General features: G+C 62.3%; 18 protein-coding genes and 1 tRNA gene. 14 read left to right on the top strand and 5 right to left on the bottom strand.

The features are described from left to right. Positions 1-130 precede the first annotated feature (130 nt). Positions 131-829, top strand: coding sequence for a DNA repair and recombination protein RadB (gene radB, locus LAQ73_RS10795; protein ID WP_224268293.1), 699 nt, complete (start codon positions 131-133; stop codon positions 827-829). A 625-nt stretch (positions 830-1454) separates the two neighbouring features. Here radB and LAQ73_RS10790 read toward each other — a convergent pair. Then, the gene (locus tag LAQ73_RS10790; RefSeq protein WP_224268292.1) at positions 1455-2597 is read right to left on the bottom strand and encodes a CBS domain-containing protein; all 1143 of its coding nucleotides are present in this window, start codon (positions 2595-2597) and stop codon (positions 1455-1457) included. A gap of 143 nt (positions 2598-2740) precedes the next feature. Here LAQ73_RS10790 and LAQ73_RS10785 point away from each other — a divergent pair, with 143 nt between their 5' ends. Then, positions 2741-3088 (top strand): lycopene cyclase domain-containing protein, encoded by a 348-nt coding sequence (locus LAQ73_RS10785; RefSeq protein WP_345778405.1) that lies wholly within the window; start codon positions 2741-2743, stop codon positions 3086-3088. 213 nt (positions 3089-3301) lie between these two features. Beyond that, a complete protein-coding gene (locus tag LAQ73_RS10780; RefSeq protein ID WP_224268291.1) occupies positions 3302-3829 on the top strand; it encodes a DUF7504 family protein in 528 nt (175 codons plus the stop codon). A gap of 9 nt (positions 3830-3838) precedes the next feature. Here LAQ73_RS10780 and LAQ73_RS10775 read toward each other — a convergent pair whose 3' ends face one another. Next, positions 3839-4942 carry a GNAT family N-acetyltransferase gene (locus LAQ73_RS10775; protein WP_224268290.1) on the bottom strand — a complete coding sequence of 368 codons (1104 nt, stop codon included), beginning with the start codon at positions 4940-4942 and terminating at the stop codon, positions 3839-3841. A 296-nt stretch (positions 4943-5238) separates the two neighbouring features. After that, positions 5239-5313 (bottom strand) — tRNA-Val (locus LAQ73_RS10770). A gap of 209 nt (positions 5314-5522) precedes the next feature. On the opposite strand from LAQ73_RS10770, the gene trpD reads away from it, so the two are divergent. The 4 genes from trpD to trpG are packed head-to-tail and all read left to right on the top strand — an operon-like array spanning position 5523 to position 9521. Continuing rightward, positions 5523-6542 (top strand): anthranilate phosphoribosyltransferase, encoded by a 1020-nt coding sequence (gene trpD, locus LAQ73_RS10765; RefSeq protein ID WP_224268289.1) that lies wholly within the window; start codon positions 5523-5525, stop codon positions 6540-6542. Then, on the top strand, positions 6542-7204 hold the full coding sequence (locus tag LAQ73_RS10760) for a phosphoribosylanthranilate isomerase (RefSeq protein ID WP_224268288.1): 663 nt from the start codon (positions 6542-6544) through the stop codon (positions 7202-7204). The genes trpD and LAQ73_RS10760 overlap by 1 nt, the downstream gene beginning before the upstream one ends. Then, complete coding sequence (gene trpE, locus LAQ73_RS10755) at positions 7201-8889, top strand: anthranilate synthase component I (RefSeq protein WP_224268287.1); 1689 nt, start codon at positions 7201-7203, stop codon at positions 8887-8889. Before LAQ73_RS10760 ends, trpE begins: the two co-directional genes overlap by 4 nt. Further along, the gene (gene trpG, locus LAQ73_RS10750; protein WP_224268286.1) at positions 8886-9521 is read left to right on the top strand and encodes an anthranilate synthase component II; all 636 of its coding nucleotides are present in this window, start codon (positions 8886-8888) and stop codon (positions 9519-9521) included. The genes trpE and trpG overlap by 4 nt, the downstream gene beginning before the upstream one ends. Positions 9522-9589: 68 nt before the next feature. Here trpG and LAQ73_RS10745 read toward each other — a convergent pair whose 3' ends face one another. After that, entirely contained in the window at positions 9590-9799 is a 210-nt protein-coding gene (locus LAQ73_RS10745) for a DUF8029 family protein (RefSeq protein WP_224268285.1), read from the bottom strand. Between the two features lie 398 nt (positions 9800-10197). On the opposite strand from LAQ73_RS10745, the gene LAQ73_RS10740 reads away from it, so the two are divergent. Further along, positions 10198-13311 carry an adenosylcobalamin-dependent ribonucleoside-diphosphate reductase gene (locus tag LAQ73_RS10740; protein WP_224268284.1) on the top strand — a complete coding sequence of 1038 codons (3114 nt, stop codon included), beginning with the start codon at positions 10198-10200 and terminating at the stop codon, positions 13309-13311. Between the two features lie 158 nt (positions 13312-13469). On the opposite strand, the gene LAQ73_RS10735 is transcribed toward LAQ73_RS10740, so the two are convergent. Continuing rightward, the gene (locus LAQ73_RS10735; RefSeq protein WP_224268283.1) at positions 13470-14888 is read right to left on the bottom strand and encodes a Cdc6/Cdc18 family protein; all 1419 of its coding nucleotides are present in this window, start codon (positions 14886-14888) and stop codon (positions 13470-13472) included. A gap of 896 nt (positions 14889-15784) precedes the next feature. On the opposite strand from LAQ73_RS10735, the gene secY reads away from it, so the two are divergent. From secY to LAQ73_RS10705, 6 genes are all read left to right on the top strand, one after another. Further along, the gene (gene secY / locus LAQ73_RS10730) at positions 15785-17290 is read left to right on the top strand and encodes a preprotein translocase subunit SecY (RefSeq protein ID WP_224268282.1); all 1506 of its coding nucleotides are present in this window, start codon (positions 15785-15787) and stop codon (positions 17288-17290) included. A gap of 133 nt (positions 17291-17423) precedes the next feature. Continuing rightward, positions 17424-17717: a hypothetical protein gene (locus LAQ73_RS10725; protein ID WP_224268281.1), complete on the top strand. Its 294-nt coding sequence runs from the start codon at positions 17424-17426 to the stop codon at positions 17715-17717. Further along, positions 17717-17869 (top strand): hypothetical protein, encoded by a 153-nt coding sequence (locus LAQ73_RS10720; RefSeq protein ID WP_224268280.1) that lies wholly within the window; start codon positions 17717-17719, stop codon positions 17867-17869. Before LAQ73_RS10725 ends, LAQ73_RS10720 begins: the two co-directional genes overlap by 1 nt. Before the next feature lie 183 nt (positions 17870-18052). After that, positions 18053-18307 (top strand): DdfA family disk-determining factor, encoded by a 255-nt coding sequence (gene ddfA / locus LAQ73_RS10715; RefSeq protein ID WP_224268279.1) that lies wholly within the window; start codon positions 18053-18055, stop codon positions 18305-18307. A 150-nt stretch (positions 18308-18457) separates the two neighbouring features. Then, positions 18458-19978 (top strand): sensor histidine kinase, encoded by a 1521-nt coding sequence (locus LAQ73_RS10710; RefSeq protein WP_224268278.1) that lies wholly within the window; start codon positions 18458-18460, stop codon positions 19976-19978. After that, complete coding sequence (locus LAQ73_RS10705; RefSeq protein WP_224268277.1) at positions 19968-20429, top strand: response regulator; 462 nt, start codon at positions 19968-19970, stop codon at positions 20427-20429. Before LAQ73_RS10710 ends, LAQ73_RS10705 begins: the two co-directional genes overlap by 11 nt. The last annotated feature ends 1077 nt before the right edge of the window (positions 20430-21506 follow it).

Here is a 21506-nt window from a genome sequence, read left to right as displayed (position 1 = left end):
GCGTCGAGACGGTATCTCTGTCGCGGTACGTCTCGGTCGGGGGCACCGTCATTCACCCGCCGGACGCCGCAGATCGCGCGTCTCGGGGGCGGACCGGGGTCTTTTTCCGCGGACCACGCCAACGCCGACTGTGACCGAAACACTCTCCACGGGGTGCGCACCGCTCGACGACCTGCTCGGGGGCGGTCTCGAACGCGGGACCGTGACGCAGGTGTACGGCGCACCGGCGGCGGGGAAGACGAACGTCGCGCTGTCGGCCGCCGTCGACGTCGCCGCCGCGGGCGGAACCGTCGTCTACATCGACACCGAGGGGCTCTCCATCGACCGCTTCCGCCAATTCGTCGAGGCTCGCGTCGACGACGAGCAAGCGTTCGAGGACGTCGCCTCCCGCGTCATCGTCACCGAGGCGTACGACTTCGCCGAACAGGAACAAGCGGTGCGCGACGCCGAGGAGTTCGCCGACAGGGCCGACCTCGTCGTCCTCGACAGCGCCACGGGCTTCTACCGTCTCGAACGCAGCCTGGAGGGAGAAGGCGGCGAGTCGCTCCGCCGAGTCGCCCGGCAGGTGACGCATCTGCTGTCTTTGGCGCGGAAACACGACATCGCCGTCGTCCTGACGAACCAGGTGTTCACCGACCCCGACACGGAGAGAGCGCGGGCGCTCGGCGGCCACACGCTCGAACACTGGACCGGCGTCGTCGTCCGCCTCGACCGCTTCCGCGGCGGTAACCGCCGAGCGACGCTCGAGAAACATCGCGCGAAAGCCGCCGGAGAGAGTGTGACGTTCCGGATTACCGGCAACGGATTAGAGACGACCGAGGAGTTCTGAATCGGCGGGCCGGCGCTAGTTGTTGGTCTTGTTGAAATCCTCTGGACGGAGGTAGATTTCAGCGGTCGTGCTCCATAGAAGGCGCGTATCGGGTTACTGGCTCGGCGTTCGGTGTGAACGAATCAAATCACTCAGTACAGCCTCTAAGATAGATATTTTCTGAGTATCCACAAAATGAGGGCGAGAAAGGCTCCGAAGAAAAACGGAGATTCTGGAAGTGGAAGAAGAAGGGCTGAGAAAGCGAAGAGGAGAATTGCCAAGATCCACCATGTGAGCGGAGGGACAAGCTCCCCTGCTCCTTGAAGAAAACTTGACAACATACACCTTCTTCGATAGCGTTCTATAAACCGGTTCTGATGAATACAACCTCTGTATCCAGCATATAGTTCCTCTCAGCTGTTGGATGGTTCCAACCGAGCCCAGTTGTTCTATCGCGAACGAGCGAAGTGAGTGAGCGGGCCGACGACCGAACGGAAGCGCGCTCCGCGCGCTGAAGTGAGAGAGGAGTGTCCTCGTGAGCGAAGCGAACGAGGGCTCGTCAGAGCTTTGCTCTGACGGTGCTTTTGGTCGAGCTTTTGCCGAGTGAAGGCGGCGAAGCCGCCTTCACGCAGCGCAAAAGGTCGTTTTATAGTTCGCCGAGTTTCCGCAGCAACTGCCCGCGGTACTGCTCGTCGGCGTTGATCCCCTTCATCTCCAGGACGTTGCGTTCGAGTTTGTCGAGCGCGACGCGGAAGGCGTGCTCTGCGCCGTAGCCTTCCCCGGAGCCCGCGACCTGTCCGTGGCTCGTCCGGAGTCTAATCTGCGACTGGATGAGCGGCGTGCCACGGAGTTTCTCCTTGTGTTCGTGGAAGCGAAGGTGCGCGTGGTGGACCTGCATCTCCTGGTACTTGTCGACAACCTGCGTGAGGCTCTCGACGAGTTCCGTCCGCGTCACGGTGCCGAGCAGATCGACGTTCGTGATCTGAACGTCCATCTGTTCCTGCTCGGTGTAGGTGAGCGCGCGGAGCACGTCCGTCTTCGTGAGGACGCCGAGCACTTCCGAGTCGCTGTCCGACGGCGTGACGACCAGTCCGGCGATGTCGTTCTCGAACATCCGCGAGACGGCATCCCTGACCGACTCACCGGGGTTCGTCGTGAACACCGGACTCGTCATCAGGTCGTACACCGGCAGGTCGAGCATTCGTTCGAGGTCGCCGCTTCGGTCCCCGGTGCCCTGACGGGCCTCGTTACGGACGACGAATTCGGTGATGTCGTGCGTCGTCAGCACGCCGGTGAGATTGCCGTTCTCGTTGAGGACGGGAAGTCGAGAGATACCGTTCTCGCGGAGGCGATTTATCGCCTGCCCGTTGCGGTCCTCCTCGCGAATCGTCACCACGTCCTCCGTGTAGATCTGCTCGACGGTGAGCGCGTCCAAGTTCTCGTGGACGGCTTCGAGAATCGCGTCGCTCGTGATGATCCCCCAGAGCTTCTCGCCCTCGTAGACGGGAGCGATCTGGGTGTCACCCTCGATGAGCATCCGCGACGCTTCGCGGACATCCTCGTGACGGTCGATGCGCGGCGCGGAGCGCATCAACGCGGCGGCCTTCGTGTTGTCTTCGATGTGCGACTGAATCAACTGCTTCTCGCCGACCACCCCGACGTAATCGCCGTCGTCGGTGATGATGATACCCTTCGGGTTCTCGCGCTCGAACGCAGACCGGACCTTCCCGAGTCGGGTGTCGGCCTCCAGCTCCACGAAGTCCTGGAGTGCTATGTCAGTAATGTCCATGGTCCAAGTTTCATCTACACCGCCTGAGGGCTTGAAAGTTGTTTACCCCCCGCTGCTTTCCGATACCACGTTGTATAGTAGGCGTGGTGTGCTATAGCATTGGAGTCAGGGCGGCCGGAGGCGTCCGTCTCGCTCTCACGACGTTGCCGGATATCGGCGTTTTCGGGCCTTACACGTACCTGGTGACCGAGGTGTTGTTCGGAAGTATTGCGGCCGTCCTGCTCTGGCGGGCGAACGCGTTTCGACGCGCGGGCGAAACTATCGCCGTTCTCTACCCCATCGCCTACGTGTGGGACTGGTACACGCTCGAAGTGGGCGTCTTCTCGATTCCGCTTCGGACGGGTGTCGAACTGCTCGGCATTCCGTTGGAGGAACACATCTTCATCGTCGTCGTCCCCTCGCTCGTCATCGGTATCCACGAACTCGTCCACGGGCCGTGGGGGCGAACAGACGGAGCGAGTACGGAGGCGAGTGAGCGCCGGGACGAGTGAGTACGAGGATTCGTGAGTACGGAGACGAGTGAGTGCGGGGACTAGTGAGCGCCGGGACGGCCGCCTGCTGCGGGTTCGGGTGCCACCGAAACAGTCCGGAAGGCAGAGCAAACCGTCCAGTAGCGAGTGGCTATGGCCTCGGTAGGCGGCGTATGTCGATAAGGGGGGTCGTTCTACGGGAAGGTACGCGGCGGCGACACCGCAGATTTCCCAATGGTCATCGACACAGATGTAAACACGACGAACGTGCCGGCGGCGGGCGAACAGACGCTCGTGCGCACTGTCGACCCCTTACCCGCAGCGGCACTGCCCCGAACCGACAGACTGCTCGTCGTCAGCGCTCGCCTCCACCCGCAGCGCCTCGAACGCTTGCTCCGCGAATCGGGACGCGACCCCGCGAGCGCGACTCTGCTGTCGGTCTGGCCGGTCGAACTCGAGTACGACGGGCCCGTGACTCTCTCGGGCGTCGTCCACCCCGGCGACGTGACGGGCGTGGGGATGCGTCTCGTCGACGCGCTCTCGACGCTCTCGGAGGGCGATTGCGTCGCTACCGACGCACTGGGCGTTTTGGAGATGTACTGCGAACCAGACGTCGTCTCTCGGTTCTTCTCGACGGTGCTCCAGAAGACCTCGGGCCGGCGGCTCCACGGCGTCCACACGGTTCAACCGGGCGTCGCCGTCGACGGTGCGCTGGAGGCGCAGTTCGACCGAGTCGTCGACGAACCGACGCAGTCGTCCTGACACAGTCGCTCAATACGTCGGGTCCCGCTCGCTGAGCATGAGTTCCCAGCTGTCCGGGTCGGCGAGCGGTAACCCGTTCAGTCGCCACGGCCGGCCGGTCGTCGAAACCGGACGGGCCACCATCATCGTCGACGGTTTCCGGATCCTCGACAGCGGGAGGCTGTCGTCGACCAGGTAACCCGACCGAAGCGCCGCCGCCCGAGGGAGCGTCGCCTTCGTCGCTCGTATCAGGTCGCTGTCTGGGTGGTCGGCCGCGATCGCGTCCAGCAACCGCTCGAACGCCGGGTTCCTGTCGTCGACGCCCATCGGCTGTGCCTCCATCACGTTGGTGAGGACGAGTCCGTTCTGCGTCCGCTCGGTGTGCGTAATCGCCCCTGCGACCGGGTCGTCGCGCCGGGCGACGTAGACGCGGTGGTCGCACTCCGGTACGTCGTAGCGCCAGCGATAGAACGCGGCGTCACGAGCGACGTGAATCGCACTCGGGACGTTTTCGGCGTACAGCGACGCGAACACCTCCGCCGGAACCGTCGAGTGTCGGGTGACGGTCACGTCGGAGGCGTCGGCTCTGAGCTGCCGGCTACAGGCGAGATGCGCCTTCGAGAGCGCGTTCAGCGTCGCGTCCCCGACGGTACCGAGTCCTCTGCCGCGCGCGCGCAACAGCGCGTTCGGACGTTGGACTCGGAAGTACGAGCTCAGCGAAAGCACCTCTCTCCAGCCTAGTTTCTGGAGGCCTGGACTGATGGCCCCGTTCGGGAAGTTAAAGAAAACCGACGTCTCGGTTCCCTCGTACGTCTCGAACAGCCACGTCGCCAGTTTCGTCAACAGGCCTCGTCTCCGATGTTCCGGGTCGATGAGAACGCCCGCAGGTTGGAGCGCGAGCGTCCGCTCGCCGTTCGCTCGGAGCGGGAACACCATACACGGGAAGAATCCGACCGGGTCTCCGTTCACCGAAGCGACGGCGATCGCCTTCTCGTCGAGGTACGGGCTCGAATACCGCCACTCGAACCACTGTTCGCTTATCTCGAACCACTCTCCGCCGAAGAGCTCACAGAACGTCTCCCGGTCGGATTCCGCGTATCCCCGAATCCGATACGTCTCCTCTGTTTGAGCCATCCTCTCCACTAGAACTCTGCAACCACTTTGTTTTTCATCGGTTGAACTTTCGAATTGCGCCGTTTATCTCCGAAACCATAACGTGTGAAAAGTATTTCTTCCTCGGCTGTCAGTCAGCGTCTCCGGAGAGAACACGGAATAGACTGATTGGCGAGCAGTGACCGCGAGAAAATCAAAACGAGCCAAGGCGGTCGCCGGACGCCGTTTTACTCCGTCGTTTCTCGCTCGAATAGCGCCTCAGAAACGACTCTCGTGCTCAGTTCGGAGCGTCGGAGCGGAGAGCGCGAGAGCTGTAGTGGGTTTGGGCAGATTTGAACTGCCGGCCTCCTCCATGTCAAGGAGGTGTCATAACCAGACTAGACCACAAACCCAGTCCGGCGTTCACCTGCTGAACGCAGTATCACGTATCCCGGCCGGGTAATTGAAGGTTTCGGAACGTGGTTCCGTCGGCGACTTTCGACGCCCTCAAATAGGTGCGACGGTCCCGCGATGGACGCTCCGACCCGGGTTTCCGACGACAGGCTTATACCGATGTACTGATTTGTACACTACAACACGAATGCGTACATTGGTGTCCACCATGCAGGAATTCATCGAACGCGTCACGAAGGGGGAGAATCTGACCGTCGAGGAAGCCCACGAGGTCGCGGACGCGGTTTTCGAGGGAGCGACGGAGGCGCAGATCGGTGCGCTGCTCGCCGCACTCAGAGCGAAAGGAGAGACGGAAGCCGAGATAGCCGGGTTCGCACAGGGGATGCGCGACGCCGCGCGGACGATCTCGCCCGACCGGACGCCCCTGGTCGACACCTGCGGTACCGGCGGCGACGACTACAACACCATCAACGTCTCGACGACGAGCGCCATCGTCGCGGCGGGTGCGGGCGTCGCCGTCGCCAAACACGGCAACTACTCCGTCTCGTCCTCGTCGGGAAGCGCCGACGTGCTCGAAGTCGCCGGCGTGGAGATCGACGCCGAACCGCCGTCGGTCGAACGCGCCATCGAACGCGACGGCATCGGGTTCATGCTCGCGCCGGTGTTTCACCCCGCGATGAAGGCCGTCATCGGCCCGCGAAAGGAACTGGGGATGCGGACGCTGTTCAACGTGCTCGGTCCGCTGACGAACCCCGCGGGGGCGGACGCGCAGGTGCTCGGGGTCTACGACGACGACCTCGTTCCGATCATCGCAGACGCGGTGTCGCACATGCCCGTCGAACGCGCACTCGTAGTTCACGGCGACGGGCTCGACGAAATCGCGCTCCACGGTGAGACGAGCGTCGCCGAAGTCGACGGCGACGACGTCACCGAGTACGCGCTCACGCCCGAGGAGATGGGACTCGATTCGGCACCCATCGCGGCCGTCTCCGGCGGTACCCCCGAGGAGAACGCCGCCGACCTCCGCGGCATCGTCGAGGGCGACGTGACCGGCGCGAAGCGCGACATCGTCCTCGCGAACGCGGGTGCGGCCGTCTACGTCGCCGGCCTCGCCGACAGCATCGAAGACGGCGTCGACCGAGCGCGCGAGGCTATCGATTCGAGTGCGGCCGCCGAGAAACTCCGACGACTCACGGAGCCGCCGGTCGAACCCGCTCGGAGCAACTGATGACGCGGGTCAAACTCTGCGGCTTCACCCGCGCGGCGGACCTCCGAGCGGCCGCCTACGCAGGCGTCGACGCCATCGGCGTCATCACCGAACTCCCGTCCGACGTCGAGAGCCCGCGGGAAGTCGCCCCCTCCTCGGCGGCGGATCTCATCGCCGCCGCACCGCCGTTCGTCACGACCGTGCTCGTGCTCATGCCCGGAACGCCGGAGCGCGCCGTCGAACTCTCACGGCTCGTCGACCCCGACGTGCTCCAACTGCACGGCGAGTTCTCCGCAGACGAACTCCAGTACATCCGCGCGGAGGCGGAGACGAAGCTCGTCGCGGCCGCCGACGCCGAGAACACCGAGCGGGTCCGCGACCTCGACTCGGTGGTCGACGCGCTGCTCTTAGACTCCGTGACTGACGAGGGTGCGGGGGGAACCGGCGAGACCCACGACTGGGAAGCGACGGGCGAACTCGCAAAGACGCTCTGCTCGCCCGTCATCCTCGCGGGGGGACTGACGCCGGAGAACGTCGAGGCGGCCGTCGAGACGGCCGGTCCGTACGGCGTCGACGCCGCAAGCGGTGTCGAACTCGCCGGCGGCATCAAGGACCACGACGCGGTACGCGAGTTCGTCCACCGGGCGAAAGCGATGCAGTTCCGCGAGGGGGTGTCGGCGTGAGTTCGCTCGACCGCAGTCGGGCGTCGTTCGCGTCGCTGTTCGACGGCGTCGACGGCCCCGCAGTCGCCCGAGTCACGGCGATGCTCGACCTCCCGTCGATCGCACCGCTGTCGGCGTACGCGGCGCTGTCGGACGAGAACGACTACGGTTTCCTCCTCGAAAGCGCGGAGAAGACGCCGTCGAGCGACCCCGACGGGGCGTTCTCTCCCGGGACGGCGACCGACCGTCACGCCCGCTACTCGTTCGTCGGTTACGACCCCGAGGCGGTCGTCACCGTCGACGCCGACGGAGCGAGCGTCGAGTCGCTCGGCGGGCGCGCGGCGCGCTACGTCGAACCCGACGACGGTGACGTGCTCGACGCACTCCGCGGCGCGCTTCCGGACGCCGAGCGCGTCGGGTTCGACGGGGGCGAGGAGACCGCCCGTCAGCGACTCGACGGCGGCTTGGTCGGCTTTCTGGCCTACGACGCGGTGTACGACCTCTGGTTGGAGGAGGTCGGCGTCGAGCGACCGGCCGCCCACGCCGAGGAGTCCGCGACGCCTGACGCGCAGTTCGTCCTGACGACGAAGACGCTCGTCTTCGACCACGCCACCGACTCGGTGTCGCTGGTCTTCACGCCCGTCGTCGGTCCCGACGACAGTCCCGAGCGCGTCTACGGCGAGCTCGAATCGGAGACGACGCGCCTTCGTGAGAAACTCGCCGGGGCCGAGACGCCCGACCACGGCGGCTTCGAGAAGCACGACGAGACGGCAGAATCCCAAGAGGCGTACGAGGCGGCGGTCCGGGAGACGAAACGGCACGTCCTCGACGGTGACATCTATCAGGGCGTCATCTCTCGAACCCGAGAGCTTCGGGGCCGAATCGACCCGCTCGGCCTCTACGCGTCGCTGCGCGAGGTGAACCCCTCGCCGTACATGTACCTGCTGCGCCACGGCGACCGAACCGTCGTGGGCGCGAGCCCCGAGACGCTCGTTTCGGTGCGCGGCGACCGGGTCGTCGCCAACCCCATCGCCGGGACCTGTCCGCGTGGCGACAGCCCCGTCGAGGACCGCCGCCTCGCGGGCGAGATGCTCGCCGACGACAAGGAGCGCTCCGAGCACACGATGCTCGTCGACCTCGCGCGAAACGACGTGCGCCGCGTCTCCGAGGCGGGCAGCGTCCGCGTCGAGGAGTTCATGAACGTCCTCAAGTACAGCCACGTCCAGCACATCGAGTCGACGGTTTCGGGCACCTTGGACGCCGAATCGGACGTCGCCGAGGGAACCTCGGCGGGCCGACAGACGCGGTCTGTCGACGCCTTCGACGCCACCCGCGCGTCGTTCCCGGCGGGAACGCTCTCGGGCGCGCCGAAGGTCCGCGCGATGGAGATTATCGACGCGCTGGAGACGACGCCCCGAGGACTGTACGGCGGCGGCGTCGGCTACTACTCGTGGACCGGCGACGCCGACGTGGCCATCGTCATCCGGACGGCGACCATCGAGCGCGGAGACGACGGTGACGACCTGGTTCGCGTCCGCGCCGGCGCGGGCATCGTCGCCGACAGCGACCCGACCGCCGAGTACGAGGAAACGGAACAGAAGATGGGCGGCGTGCTCGACGCGCTCGAACGCATCGAGGACGAGTGCGGAGAGAGTGACGGGCGCGGAGAGAACGACGAGAAAGCGCCCGCGGAGGCGACGAGATGAAGGTGCTCGTCGTCGACAACTTCGACTCGTTCACCTACAACCTCGTCGAGTACCTCTCGGAGACGCGGGTCGAACGCGAGGATACCTCCGAGGTAGTCGACGTAGAAGTGCTGAAAAACACCGCCTCGCCCGACGAAGTTCGGGCCGTCGACGCCGATGCCATCGTCCTGAGTCCGGGGCCGGGTCACCCCGAGAACGACCGCGACGTGGGCGTGACGCTCGACGTACTTCGGGAACTGAGCCCGGAGGTGCCGACGCTGGGCGTCTGTCTCGGCCTCGAAGCGGCGGTGTACGCCTACGGCGGCGAGGTAGGCCACGCGCCCGAACCCGTCCACGGAAAGGCGTTCGCCGTCGACCACGACGGAGCGGGCGTCTACGCCGGACTCGAACAGGGCTTTCAGGCCGGGCGATACCACTCGCTCGTGGCGACGACGGTGCCGGACTGCTTCGAGGTGACGGCGACGACCGACCACGACGGAACGGAGCTCGTTATGGGCGTCCGCCACCGCGAGTATCCCATCGAGTGCGTCCAGTTCCACCCCGAGAGCGTGCTGACGGCCGTCGGTCACGACATCGTGGAGAACTTCTTGCGAAACTGCGTCGCCGACGCGCCGCGACCGACGGCGGACTGAGGCTCACCTCACGACGGGCGAGTGCGAAGAGAACCCCTGTTCGTAGATTCGGGCGTCGACAGCGGCCCTTACAGCAGACCTGGTGCGACGAGCGAAACGACGGCCAGCAACCCCACGACGACGATCGCGATGGTCACGAGTCGCCACGCCAGACGCAGGAGGACACGGCCGACGAGTACGACCGCACCGAGCGTCAGCAGTCCGATGAACAGCGAACCGTACGGCGTCTCGCTGAGTGCGGTCTGTAGGAGCGGCTCGACGACGGGGAGGACGTCCATAGCTCCCGATAGTATTGCCGTCGACATAAACATGTGTCGGACAGTGGTTGGAGGGCCGATATCTTTCGCCGACCCAGGGTCCTGACAACGAGGTTGAACCCCCCTCTGCTTCCGCTGGATATCTCGGAGCTATCTAGCGGTTCGATGCTCCTGAGAATCACTTTCACCGTACTCTGCACATCGTTATGTCCCCACCGACTCGATAGGTGAGTGAAGGCGAGTCGAGTCGGCGGAACACTCACATATCATAGATATCATCTAGTTGGTAATACCCGACTTCGAAAGCATTAATGGGTCACTGCCGTATCAAACGTTCCGTCATAGATGACGAGCCGGAGCCGATAATATGCCCTACACGCAGCCACTTACACACCCACGAACGGAGGAGAGAGCGACAGATGAGTAACGCCAACCCGAGCGCGGACGAACTCGTGCTTCCGGTCAAGCGCACCGAGGGCGAAACCCTCGAAGCGCGGATGACCTCGAACGCGTACAACAACATCCTGCCCGCACGCTATCTCCGCAAGGACGCCGACGGAAACCCCACCGAGACGCAGGACGAGCTGTTCGCCCGCGTCGCGAAGAACATCGCGCTCGCGGAGGCCGTCTACGAGGCAGAACAGACGGGCGAGTCGGTGACGGTCACGCCCGACCAGCTGAAACCGGATCACCCGCGCCGCGACGAACTCGCCGCGGAAGTGTTCGGGAAGGGTGTCACCGCCGACGACGAGGCGGAGACGCCGCTGTCGGTCTACAACGTCAACAAGTTCGCCTACGACACCGTCGTCCCCCAACTCCCCGAGGAGATTCGGTCGACCGTCGAGACGCGGCGCGGGGAGTTCCAAGAGCTGATGGAGATGCTCTCGTTCGTCCCGAACTCGCCGACGCTGATGAACGCCGGCGACGAGCTCCAACAGCTCTCGGCCTGTTTCGTCGACTCGCCCGGTGACGACATCACCGACATCCACCAGACGATGCAGGAAGCCGCCGAAGTGTTCCAGTCCGGCGGCGGCATGGGTTACGCCTTCTGGAAGCTCCGCCCGTACGGCGACGCCGTCGGCTCTACCGGTGGTATCGCCTCCGGTCCCATCACGTTCATGCGGACGTACGACCAGATGTGCGAAACCATCGCACAGGGCGGTGCCCGCCGCGGCGCGCAGATGGGCGTCATGCGCGTCAGCCACCCCGACGTCATCCAGTTCATCCACGCGAAGAACAAGGACGTCTCGCTTGCGCACTCGCTTCGCCTCAACGACCCCGACGACTACACGCACACGAAGTTCGCCGACGCGCTCGACGAGGCGCGCGAACTCATCGACGAAGAGGGACGAGTGGCGAAGCACCTCCGCAACGCCGTCGAGGGCCACCTCTCGAACTTCAACATCTCCGTCGGCGTCACCGACGAGTTCATGGAGGCGCTGTACGACGACGAGGAGTTCGTCTTCACGAACCCGCGGACCGAGGAACCGCACGTCGCCACGCCCGAGACGAAGGAGCTGTACGACATGTTCGGTCTCGGCGAGCACGTCGAAGTCGGCGAGGTGCTCTCGGTGCCGGCCGCCGAACTCTGGGACCACATCGTCTCCGGCGCCCACGAGAACGGCGAACCGGGCATCATCTATCTCGAACGCGTCAACAAACAGCACTCCTTCGACGTCGAGAAGCACCCCGACCACCGCATTCTCGCGACGAACCCGTGCGGCGAACAGCCGCTCGAAGAGTACGAGGCGTGTAACCTCGGCCACATCAACCTCTCGACGCTCGCCTCGCTGGACGCGCCCGACTGGCGCGTCTGGTCCGACGAGCACCGCGACGAGTACGACTCCCACGAGGAGGCCGTCGAGGCGTTCCTCGCGGAGGCCATCGACTTCGAGGAGTTCGACCGCCGCATCGACCTCGGGACGCGCTTCCTCGAAAACGTCGTCACGATGTCGGACTTCCCGGTGCCGAAGATCGAGCAGAAGGTACGCGAGATGCGCAAAATCGGCCTCGGCGTTATGGGTCTCGCCCAGCTGTACATCCAACTGGGCATCCGCTACGGCTCCGACGCGGGCAACGAAGTCGCCAGTCAGCTGATGACCCACATGAACCACCAGTCGAAGTGGGCGTCGCACGAACTCGCCGAGGAGCGCGGCTCCTTCGACGACTGGGGCGACTCGAAGTACGCGAACCCAACCGAGTACCGCCAGTGGTTCGAGCACCACACCGGCCTCAACGCCGACGAGTGGGCCGACGGCTTCGCCGTTCGCAACCACAACACGACGACTATCGCCCCGACGGGCACCACGTCGATGGTCGGCAACACGACCGGCGGCTGCGAACCCATCTACAACGTCGCCTACTACAAGAACGTCTCCGACGACGTCCAGGGCGACGAGATGCTCGTCGAGTTCGACGACTACTTCCTCCGCGTGCTGGAGGCCAACGACATCGATGTCGACGAGGTCAAGCGTGAGGCCCAAGAACAGATGGCGAACAACGAGTTCGACGGCGTCGACTCGCTGTCGACCGTCCCGGACGCCATTTCTGAACTCTTTGTCGTCACCGCCGACCTCTCCGGCAAGGACCACGCCGCGGTGCAGTGCGCCTGCCAGCAGGGCGTCGACTCCGCCATCTCGAAGACCTGCAACTTCCCGAACTCCGCGACGAAGGAGGATATGGACGAAGTCTACCGGTACATCTACGACCACGGCGGCAAGGGCGTCACCGTCTACCGCGACGGCACCCGCTCGAAGCAGGTGCTGACGACCCGCGCCGACAACGCCGAGTTCGCCGACGAGGACGAGGCCGCCGAGGTCATCGCCGAGCAGATTCGGGAGGCGTTCGGCAGCCTCGACACCTTCCTCGACAACGAGGAGGTCCGCGAGGCGCTCGGCAACGACCTCGAAGACGTCGTTGCGACGACCGGCGAGGGTCGCGCCTACGCACAGGAGCGCCCCCGCCCGAACGTGCTCCACGGCATCACCCAGCGCATCGACACCGGCTACGGGAAACTCTACGTCAACATCAACGAGGACGAGGAGGGCGAGCCGTTCGAGCTGTTCGCCACCATCGGCAACTCCGGCGGCTTCACCAACTCCTTCACGGAGGCGTTGGCGAAAGTCATCAGCTACTCGCTGCGCTCGGGCGTCGACCCGCACGAGATCGCCGCCGACCTCCAGGGAATCCGCAGCCCCAAGGTCGCGTGGGACAAAGGCGAGCAGATCAACTCCATCCCGGATGCGATCGGCGTCGCGATGCGACGCTACCTCGACGGCGAAATCGAGAAGCCGTACCCCAAACAGAAGAGCCTCACCGAAATCGAGTCCGAGACGACGGACGCGGACGTCGACGCCGAGGAGGCTCCCGAACCCGACGGCGGCGCGTCGGTCTCGAACAGCGCGAACTCGTCGGCGATGGACGACCTCTTGGCCGCGGGCGAGAGCCCCGAGTGCCCCGAGTGCGGTAACCTGACGCTGTACTTCTCGGAAGGCTGCAAGACCTGCGAGTCCTGCGGCTGGTCGGAGTGCTGAGATAGCAGCGCAGTAGCGACTCTCCGATCTCTTTTCTTCCCTTCTCTTTCCTTTTGACGCCGCGTTGACCTCTGGAGCGTAACGGCACTACTGGGGCGTGGCGGCGATACCGAAACGCCTCGTTTTGATTTTTGATGCGGAAGCGACGAAGAGTCCGACTACAGCTCAGAGCCCGAGTCGAGCGCCTTCAGCACGATCTCGGGGTCGCGGTTCAGCGAGTGGACGCGATAACTGCCTTTCTCGTAGCCGCCGCCGGTGTGGCGGCTCTCGGTGATGCCGAGAAACGACTGCTCCTTCAGCAGACGGGAGACGCGGTCCCACGAGATGGGGTCGGAGCCCTCGTTCGCGCAGACCTGCTTGTACGTCGAGTAGATGTCCTGTTTGGCGAACTCCTCCTCGTCGCGGCGCATCGTCAGCGACGCGAGCGCGACGAGGATGTACTTCACGTGCGGGGTGCTCCCGGAGACGAGTTCGGCGAAGCGGTCCGCCTCTGCGCGCTCCATCGCGCTGTCGATGTGTTCTTCGAGCACCTGCGAACTGTCCGACTCCTCGGCGATTGCGCCCGCGTAGCGCAGGATGTCGATGGCTTTCCGGGCGTCGCCGTGTTCGCGGGCGGCCAGCGCGGCGACTTTCGGAATGACGTCCGCCGAGAGCACGTCCGGTTGGAACGCGTCGCGCCGATTCTCGAGAATCTGTCTGAGCTGCGTCGCATCGTACGGGTGGAAGACGAACTCGCGGTCCTGCAGCGACGAGTCGACGCGCTCGCCGATGGACTCGCGGTACTGAATCTTGTTGCTGATGGCGATGATGCCGACGTACGAGTCGGTCTTGCCAGACTCCTCGGCGCGCGAGAGCGTCATCAGGATGTCGTCGTCGCCGTCGAGTTTGTCGACCTCGTCGAGGATGACGATGAGCGAGCGCACGTCGTGGTCGTCGAGGAGGTCCCAGACGTGTCTGAAGTACTCCGCCGCGCCGATTCCCTTCCGCGGAATCGAGAGGTTCGGTTCGAGCGTGTCGCGCACGCCGAGCGCGAGTTCGCGCGCCGCCCGCGTCTCGGTGTCGTCGTTCGAGCAGTCGACGTACTGGTAGATGAGGTCGACGCCGTTGTCGCTGGCGCGCGCGCCTGCCTCGCGGGCCATGTGCTTGGAGACGAGCGACTTGCCGGTGCCCGTCTTCCCGTAGAGGAGGAGATTTCGCGGCGGGCCGCCCCTGACGGCCGGACCGAGCGCCTTCCCGACCGCGCGAATCTCGTTGTCGCGGCCGATGATTCGGTCCCGTTCGGGAACGTAGCCGACGCGGAGCAGTTCCTCGCGTGCGAAGATGGACCCGACGGCGAACGGATCGCCGTTCGAGCCATCGTCCGGCCGCGGGTCACCGCCGTCGGTCGTCACCGTTTCGGCGGTTCCGCCGCTTCCACTCCTTTCTGCGTCCTCGCCGATGTCCGCGTTTCCACCCGTGCCCGCGTCTTTGCCCGTTTCGTCCGCCGTCGTCGCGTACGACCGGAGGTCGGCGTCGTACTCACTGACCCGTCGACACCGATTACGACGCTCTCGTCCTCCGTCCTCCGAGTCGGTCATCGACTCACGTAGCCACACGGCAGCGAGATAAAACTGCCGACCTCGTACCGAGTGAAGTTCGACCCGTTCCGAACGACGGCGCGGAGAACCCAGCGCGGTTCGGTGGTCACGAGAACGGTAATCCCCCACCCCCTGTACCGAGTGAAATGAGGAGTGAGGGGAGGGTGGTAGTTCGTCAAAAGTCGACGAATACGTCACTCGCACATATACACCGTGTGACGTGATGTCACGGTGGGGATAGAAAACGGCGCATCGAGGTCCGAGACGACGAACTGTACAAATTTCTGTTGTTGTTGTTTGCTTCTACAGATAAATATATAATATACGCGAGTCACTCGGTTCCATCCCGCTCCGCCGGGAGGCGGCCATGGGGCGTTTCACTCGGTTCGAGGGGTGACGGTGGTGGTATTCGGGAAGACAGTGTTCGTCATGGGAAGACAGTGGTATTCGAGAATTCAATCGGTATTGGGGGTCTGCGAACGCGTCGCTGTTCAGTGTCGAGCAGTTCGAGCGACTTTCTCGTCAACCGGCCGTTGCGCTCTATGAGCTGACGACTACGTCTCACCGACGCGCTTGCGGAGCGGTTCTTCGGACCGGCGCAAACAGTGACTCGAATCTCACACAGCGACTGTGAATTGCCTCGGAGCCTGATCCCGAGGCACGCTGTCTTGACTTCCGGATGACGACCACCGTTCGATCAAATTCACTCGGTACCGGGGGCCTCCGTCGTCATCGGTGCGATTCGTCCCGTTCAGTCCGTCGAACGTTTCGAGGAAGGGCTTCTCGTCTGCCGATTTTGGCGTCTGATTTTCGATAATCGGCCGATGATACCAGTCCACAACCGACCGGCAACAAAAGCGAAGAACATACAAATCCCGATGCGAAGTACCGGTTATATGGGTTGGAAAGAGACGGCCGAACCAGTTTTAACGCGGATGCCCGCAGTCGAGCGTCCGGAGGGACACGTGCCCTTCCGGCGCAAGCTCGGCTGGACTGCCGGAATCCTCGTGTTGTACTTCTTCCTCACGAACGTCACCCTCTTCGGGTTGGACGTTTCGACGCAAAGTGACCTGTTCGGACGCTTCCGGTCTATCCTCGCCGGGGCGCAGGGATCGATTCTACAGTTGGGTATCGGTCCCATCGTCACCGCGAGCATCGTCCTCCAGTTGCTCGGCGGTGCGGACCTACTGGGACTCGACACGGACGACCCGCGGGACCAGATCCTCTACCAGGGACTGCAGAAGTTCCTCGTCGTCGTGATGATCTGTCTGACGGGCATCCCGATGGTGTTCGCCGGGAACTTCCTCCCGCCGAGCCAGGCCGTCGCTGACGCGTTCGGAATCACGCCGACGGGCGTGAAAACGCTGCTGTTCGCCCAGATCTTCGTCGGCGGCGTCCTCATCCTGTTCATGGACGAGATCGTGAGCAAGTGGGGCGTCGGCTCCGGTGTCGGGCTGTTCATCATCGCCGGCGTGAGCCAGCAGCTCGTCGGTGGCCTGTTCGCGTGGCCGTCGCTCGGCGGCGCGCCGGGCTTCATCCCGACGTGGATCGGCATCCTCACCGGCTCTCAGCAACTGGCCGACGGGCAGTTGCTCACCGGCGCAGGCCTCCAGGCACTGCTGTTCCAGCCGGGGCAGATCCTCGCGCTGTTCACGACGGTGCTCATCTTCGCTATCGTCGTCTACGCCGAGTCCGTCCGCGTCGAGATTCCGCTGAGCCACGCCCGCGTGAAAGGCGCTCGCGGCCGCTTCCCCGTGAAGCTCATCTACGCGTCCGTTCTGCCGATGATTCTCGTGCGGGCGCTGCAGGCGAACATCCAGTTCCTCGGGCGCATCCTCTACTCGCAGAGTCCGGCCGGCTCCAGCGCGATTACGCTGTTCGGGACGTCGATGCCGTGGCTCGGTCAGTACGGTTCGGACGGACAGCCGGTCGGCGGCTTCTTCTACTACTTCGCGCCGATTCAGGCCCCGCAGGACTGGCTCTGGTTCCTCGCAGGGACGGCGGCGGAGCCGTGGCAGATCTTCATCCGGGTCGCCATCGACCTGACGTTCATGGTCATCGGCGGCGCGATATTCGCCATCTTCTGGGTCGAGACGACCGGGATGGGGCCGGAATCGACGGCGCGACAGATTCAGAACTCCGGGATGCAGATTCCGGGCTTCCGGCGGAACCCGCAGGTCATTGAGAAGGTGATGGAGCGCTACATCCCGCAGGTGACGGTCATCGGCGGCGCGCTCGTCGGCCTGCTCGCCGTCATGGCGAACATGCTCGGCACTATCGGTCAGGTCTCCGGGACGGGTCTGCTGCTGACGGTCTCTATCACGTACAAACTGTACGAGGAGATTGCCGAGGAGCAGCTCATGGAGATGCATCCGATGATGCGCCAGATGTTCGGACGATAAGGCCGGACATCTGAGCCCTCACACGGCCGAAATCAGCGTATTTCCCCATCTTAGCTTTGCCGCAGAACATCCTCCAGCAACCGCTCACTCTTCCACGGAAGCAGCGGAGTGTTCCACATGAGCCGCGACTACGATGTACAACCGCATTGAGGAACTCGAAGCCGAGAACGAACGGCTAATCGAGCAGCTCGACGCGCTCGGTGAGATCGGTGCGGAGAAGACGACGAAGACGACGAACGAGATACCAGACGACCTCGGCCTCGCCGGGAGGGAGGTCGAGTACACCGACGAATCCGTCGATGTCCACCGCGGCACCATCCGCGGGACGATCGTCGAGGACCGCGACTGTACACGCGTGCTCCTCAACCTCGATACCGGTGACCGAGTCCAGATGGACCGCCCGAGTGAACAGCCGGAGATGCTGTGATGCGAGCAACCGTGCCCGCTCAACAGGAGGATACCTATGGAAATCGTCACGGGTTACTTGAGCGGATCGTCAGCCACCGACCGAAGGGCGACGACGAGGTCCGTGAAACGCTCAGCAGAAACGGAGACATCGCTCCGATCGACGACTTCTAGAGCACCGACAACACTAGTTCAGAACTATCCGTGTTTTGGGTTCTTTGCGCAAGAACCGATTAAATTTTCGTCCCTATAGTTTTATATGTTACTCTAGATGAGTTTGGAAATAGATATTCCCTCGAATATTTAGTAGAAGAAAGGGTCTCTCTAGTTATTGAAGCAATGAGCGTGACCCCCGACATGAATACGAAACTGGAGACTGTCGCACCAAGCCAAGCAATCGTTGAGAGGATTGCTGCTCTCGAAGAAGCCGATCAGACGGAACTCGATCCGCTCTATGAGACCGTTGATCCTGAAGCCCTGAACGCTCTCGTCGAAGCAACTGAACGTAGCAACCCTTCTCTCCAGATCCAGTTTACCTACAACGGCTATGAGGTGACCGTCAGTAGCGGTGGCGTAGTCTACGTCGACGAGGACGCAGATTCGAAGAGATAACGCGGTAAACCCGCGCTACAAACTGCATTACGACTGGAAAATTAATATCCTCTTCAGAAGTGAGTAAATCAAATTTAGATAACGAAAGAAAAAGAGATTATCCCATCGAATCCCATAACACTATATGAGTCTCTCCCTGGATTACGGGTAATGCGTTTTAGGGAGTGGACCCCTTCTGACGTTTCCGGACGGAAATTTATCGTAGCAATCGGTGGGATTTTCGTCGCACTCGTAGTCAGCTATCCGTTCCTCCCCGTTGTCGACGATGCATCGTCCGAACTCTGGCTCGTACTCGGTATTCTAGTCGGTATCCCCGGTCTCATCCTGTTGTACGGTGGCTACTGGTTGCCCCGAACTGACATCCGTTCGGAACTGTATCCTACTGTCGGCAAGTGGTGTCTCCGCGGCATAGTAATCGGGGTCGCCATCATGATTCCTATCGTTCTTGCCAGTAACAATCCTAACATCGTCGCAAATATACTCTTGCTCACGGCACTGGGCAGTCTCGCGGGTTTTGGTGCGGGTGGGTACGACGCGCGGGCCAAAACACGGCAACTCGAGCTTCAAGAAACGGTCGATCAACTGGAAACGTCGAACGAGCGCCTAGAACGACACCAGCAGTACACCGACGATATTCTCGACGCGATTCCTGACGTGTTCTATGTTTTAGACGAAAACGGAGCTCTCAAACGTTGGAACCAAACCCTCTCGGAGGTTTCTGACTACACGGATGAGGACATCTCATCGATGACTGCAGCCGACTTCTTCGAGGACGACAACCGTGATGCTGCCGTGGCTGCAGTCCGCGAAAGCTTCGATAGTGGTTCAGTGAGCGTAGAGATCGATCTACACACCAAAGGTGGCGACACCGTCCCCTTCGAGTTCGTTGGATCCACGCTCGAGGACACTTCCGGAGACTCTGTTCTGGCTGGCATCGGGCGTGACGTTACGGACCGAGTCGAGCGCGAACAGCGGCTCGAAGAGTCCAACGAGCGGCTCGAACAGTTCGCCTACGCTGCCTCCCACGACCTCCAAGAACCGCTTCGGATGATTTCGAGTTATCTGCGGTTGATCGAGGACCGAGCCGACGAAGAACTGACCGAGGAGACCGAAGAGTTCCTCGAGTTCGCCGTAGACGGGGCCGACCGCATGCGTAACATGATCAATGGGTTACTGGCGTACTCACGCGTGGAGAATCAGGGGGAGCCGCTCGAACCGGTCGACCTCAACGAAGTGGTAGGAGACGTGCGCGACGACCTCAACGTACGTATAACCGAAAGTGATGCCGACGTTGACATCGAGGAGCTGCCTCGTGTGGCGGGAGATGAACGTCAGCTGCATCAGGTGTTTCAGAACTTATTGAGCAACGCGCTCGAGTACAGTGGGGACGGGCCGCCACGGGTGCATATTTCCGCCGACCGGGACAGTTCGATGTGGGAAGTGTCGGTTCGGGACGAGGGTATAGGGATCGAGCCGGACGAGCAAGATCGTATCTTTGCAGTATTCCAGCGGCTCCACTCCCAGAACGACCACCAGGGCTCGGGCATTGGCCTGGCACTGTGCGAGCGGATCGTCGAACGTCACGGCGGCGAAATCTGGGTCGAGTCCGAGCCAAGCGAGGGAACGACGTTCTCATTTACCCTCCCTGCGGAGGATGAGCATGACAAGTAAGTATAGAAGAACCGAGCCGATCGATGTCCTCCTCGTCGAGGATAATCCTGGCGACGTCCGTCTCACGAAAGAGGCATTCAAAGACGGGCAGATCGCGAATACGCTCCACGTCGTTGGAAACGGTGTCGACGCCCTCGATTTTCTCTTCCAACGAAACGACTACGCCGACGCACCTCGGCCGGGTCTCGTGCTGTTAGATCTCAACCTCCCCCGAAAGAACGGAGACGAGGTGCTCGAAGAGCTTCACGGGGACCCTGACCGCCGGCGCATTCCGGTTCTCGTCCTCACGAGTTCGGAAGCCGAAATCGACATCGTCCAGTCCTACGAACTATGTGCGAACGGGTACCTTACGAAGCCGGTCGATCCCAACGAGTTTATCACCATGATACAGGAGTTAGAGCGGTTTTGGCTCTCGATCATGCGGTTACCGACTGACACAGATCTCGATTGAAAAGTTTACGTTGTATTCAGTATATCTGCTCGCACCGATCACTCTCTGAGGGTATCAACGTAGCCAACTCAAGCCGCTCCGACATCTACTCCACTGTCACGTGACCCCTTCCTCCTTCACCACATACGCTTCGATTCGAAAACTCATGTCAATGTGACTCTGTAGCCACATGTAGCCAACAGTCCTTTCAAGAACCCTCGGCACAGTCGCTCGGCGACGGGTAGAGCGTCAACATCTCCGGGATTTAACCACCACGCTATACTTGATACCGACTTGTTGGTTAACGCCGGTGCTGTCGATGTGGAGAATATAGTTTTTCGACTGTTGTCACGAACCACAGATAGCGCAAACAATTATGTACTTTCCATCGCTCTCTAGTCTGGTTGTCGGTCCAGAACAGTTCTCTACCGAAAATTCGTGAGGGGGTGATCGGACCGGCAACCTGCCTCTGACAAGCAAACGGGGATGCGTTCCATCTCCCCTCACTTCTTCGGACGTTCGGAACTGAGTTACTGCCAGACCCTACTTGCGTGGTATTCTCACAAGCGGTATCTCAGAGACGTTCGTAGCGACCCGTACGCGACCGGAGGGTGCGCACTCGATAGCGCATCTCTCGCAATCGGCCGACTTGGGCCGCGTTTACGTCGTTTTTTCCTACCTCAGGCAGCGAATAAGTTTACTGTGTATAAGATGTTTGCACTCCGGAATTACGATAGCGTCAATACACCACCCACCAAGTCGATAGTGGACATGTCCGAGAGATTCTTAATTGCTTGCAGTTGTTGTGAAAATATCATTCCTGGTCGTCGGGATGATGACGGAGACGCCTATCCTATGGGTGTCAAAAAATGTCCCGAATGCGACGGTACTGAGTTCGAGGTTGTCGAAAATACTCAGGAAAGCTTCGACTACTCCGAGCCGGACTCAGAGCGTCTGTTCTGACACTCCCTGTTTCCGCTGCAAATTCTGGAGACACCTTATCACGAGTGAAATCCGGAAACCACGGCCGCGAGTGAAAGTTGGGCGTCAGAGTACGTCAAACACGCCGAGGCCGTATTATCTATAGATAAGAGTGTA

The sequence above is a fragment of the Haloprofundus salinisoli genome, from assembly GCF_020097815.1.
GTDB classification, from domain to species: Archaea; Halobacteriota; Halobacteria; order Halobacteriales; family Haloferacaceae; genus Haloprofundus; species Haloprofundus salinisoli.
Note: the sequence above shows the minus strand (reverse complement) of the source record. Positions and strands in the feature narration are given on the sequence as shown.

Bases quoted from the DNA above. Each gene is read 5' to 3' on its own strand.
- LAQ73_RS10705 (WP_224268277.1), top strand. From the start codon at position 19,968: ATGACAAGTAAGTATAGAAGAACCGAGCCGATCGATGTCCTCCTCGTC.
- ddfA (WP_224268279.1), top strand. From the start codon at position 18,053: ATGAATACGAAACTGGAGACTGTCGCACCAAGCCAAGCAATCGTTGAG.
- secY (WP_224268282.1), top strand. From the start codon at position 15,785: ATGGGTTGGAAAGAGACGGCCGAACCAGTTTTAACGCGGATGCCCGCA.
- LAQ73_RS10780 (WP_224268291.1), top strand. From the start codon at position 3,302: ATGGTCATCGACACAGATGTAAACACGACGAACGTGCCGGCGGCGGGC.
- LAQ73_RS10740 (WP_224268284.1), top strand. From the start codon at position 10,198: ATGAGTAACGCCAACCCGAGCGCGGACGAACTCGTGCTTCCGGTCAAG.
- LAQ73_RS10735 (WP_224268283.1), bottom strand. From the start codon at position 14,888: ATGACCGACTCGGAGGACGGAGGACGAGAGCGTCGTAATCGGTGTCGA.
- LAQ73_RS10720 (WP_224268280.1), top strand. From the start codon at position 17,717: ATGCGAGCAACCGTGCCCGCTCAACAGGAGGATACCTATGGAAATCGT.
- LAQ73_RS10790 (WP_224268292.1), bottom strand. From the start codon at position 2,597: ATGGACATTACTGACATAGCACTCCAGGACTTCGTGGAGCTGGAGGCC.
- LAQ73_RS10760 (WP_224268288.1), top strand. From the start codon at position 6,542: ATGACGCGGGTCAAACTCTGCGGCTTCACCCGCGCGGCGGACCTCCGA.
- trpG (WP_224268286.1), top strand. From the start codon at position 8,886: ATGAAGGTGCTCGTCGTCGACAACTTCGACTCGTTCACCTACAACCTC.
- trpD (WP_224268289.1), top strand. From the start codon at position 5,523: ATGCAGGAATTCATCGAACGCGTCACGAAGGGGGAGAATCTGACCGTC.
- LAQ73_RS10745 (WP_224268285.1), bottom strand. From the start codon at position 9,799: ATGGACGTCCTCCCCGTCGTCGAGCCGCTCCTACAGACCGCACTCAGC.
- LAQ73_RS10725 (WP_224268281.1), top strand. From the start codon at position 17,424: ATGTACAACCGCATTGAGGAACTCGAAGCCGAGAACGAACGGCTAATC.
- LAQ73_RS10710 (WP_224268278.1), top strand. From the start codon at position 18,458: ATGCGTTTTAGGGAGTGGACCCCTTCTGACGTTTCCGGACGGAAATTT.
- LAQ73_RS10775 (WP_224268290.1), bottom strand. From the start codon at position 4,942: ATGGCTCAAACAGAGGAGACGTATCGGATTCGGGGATACGCGGAATCC.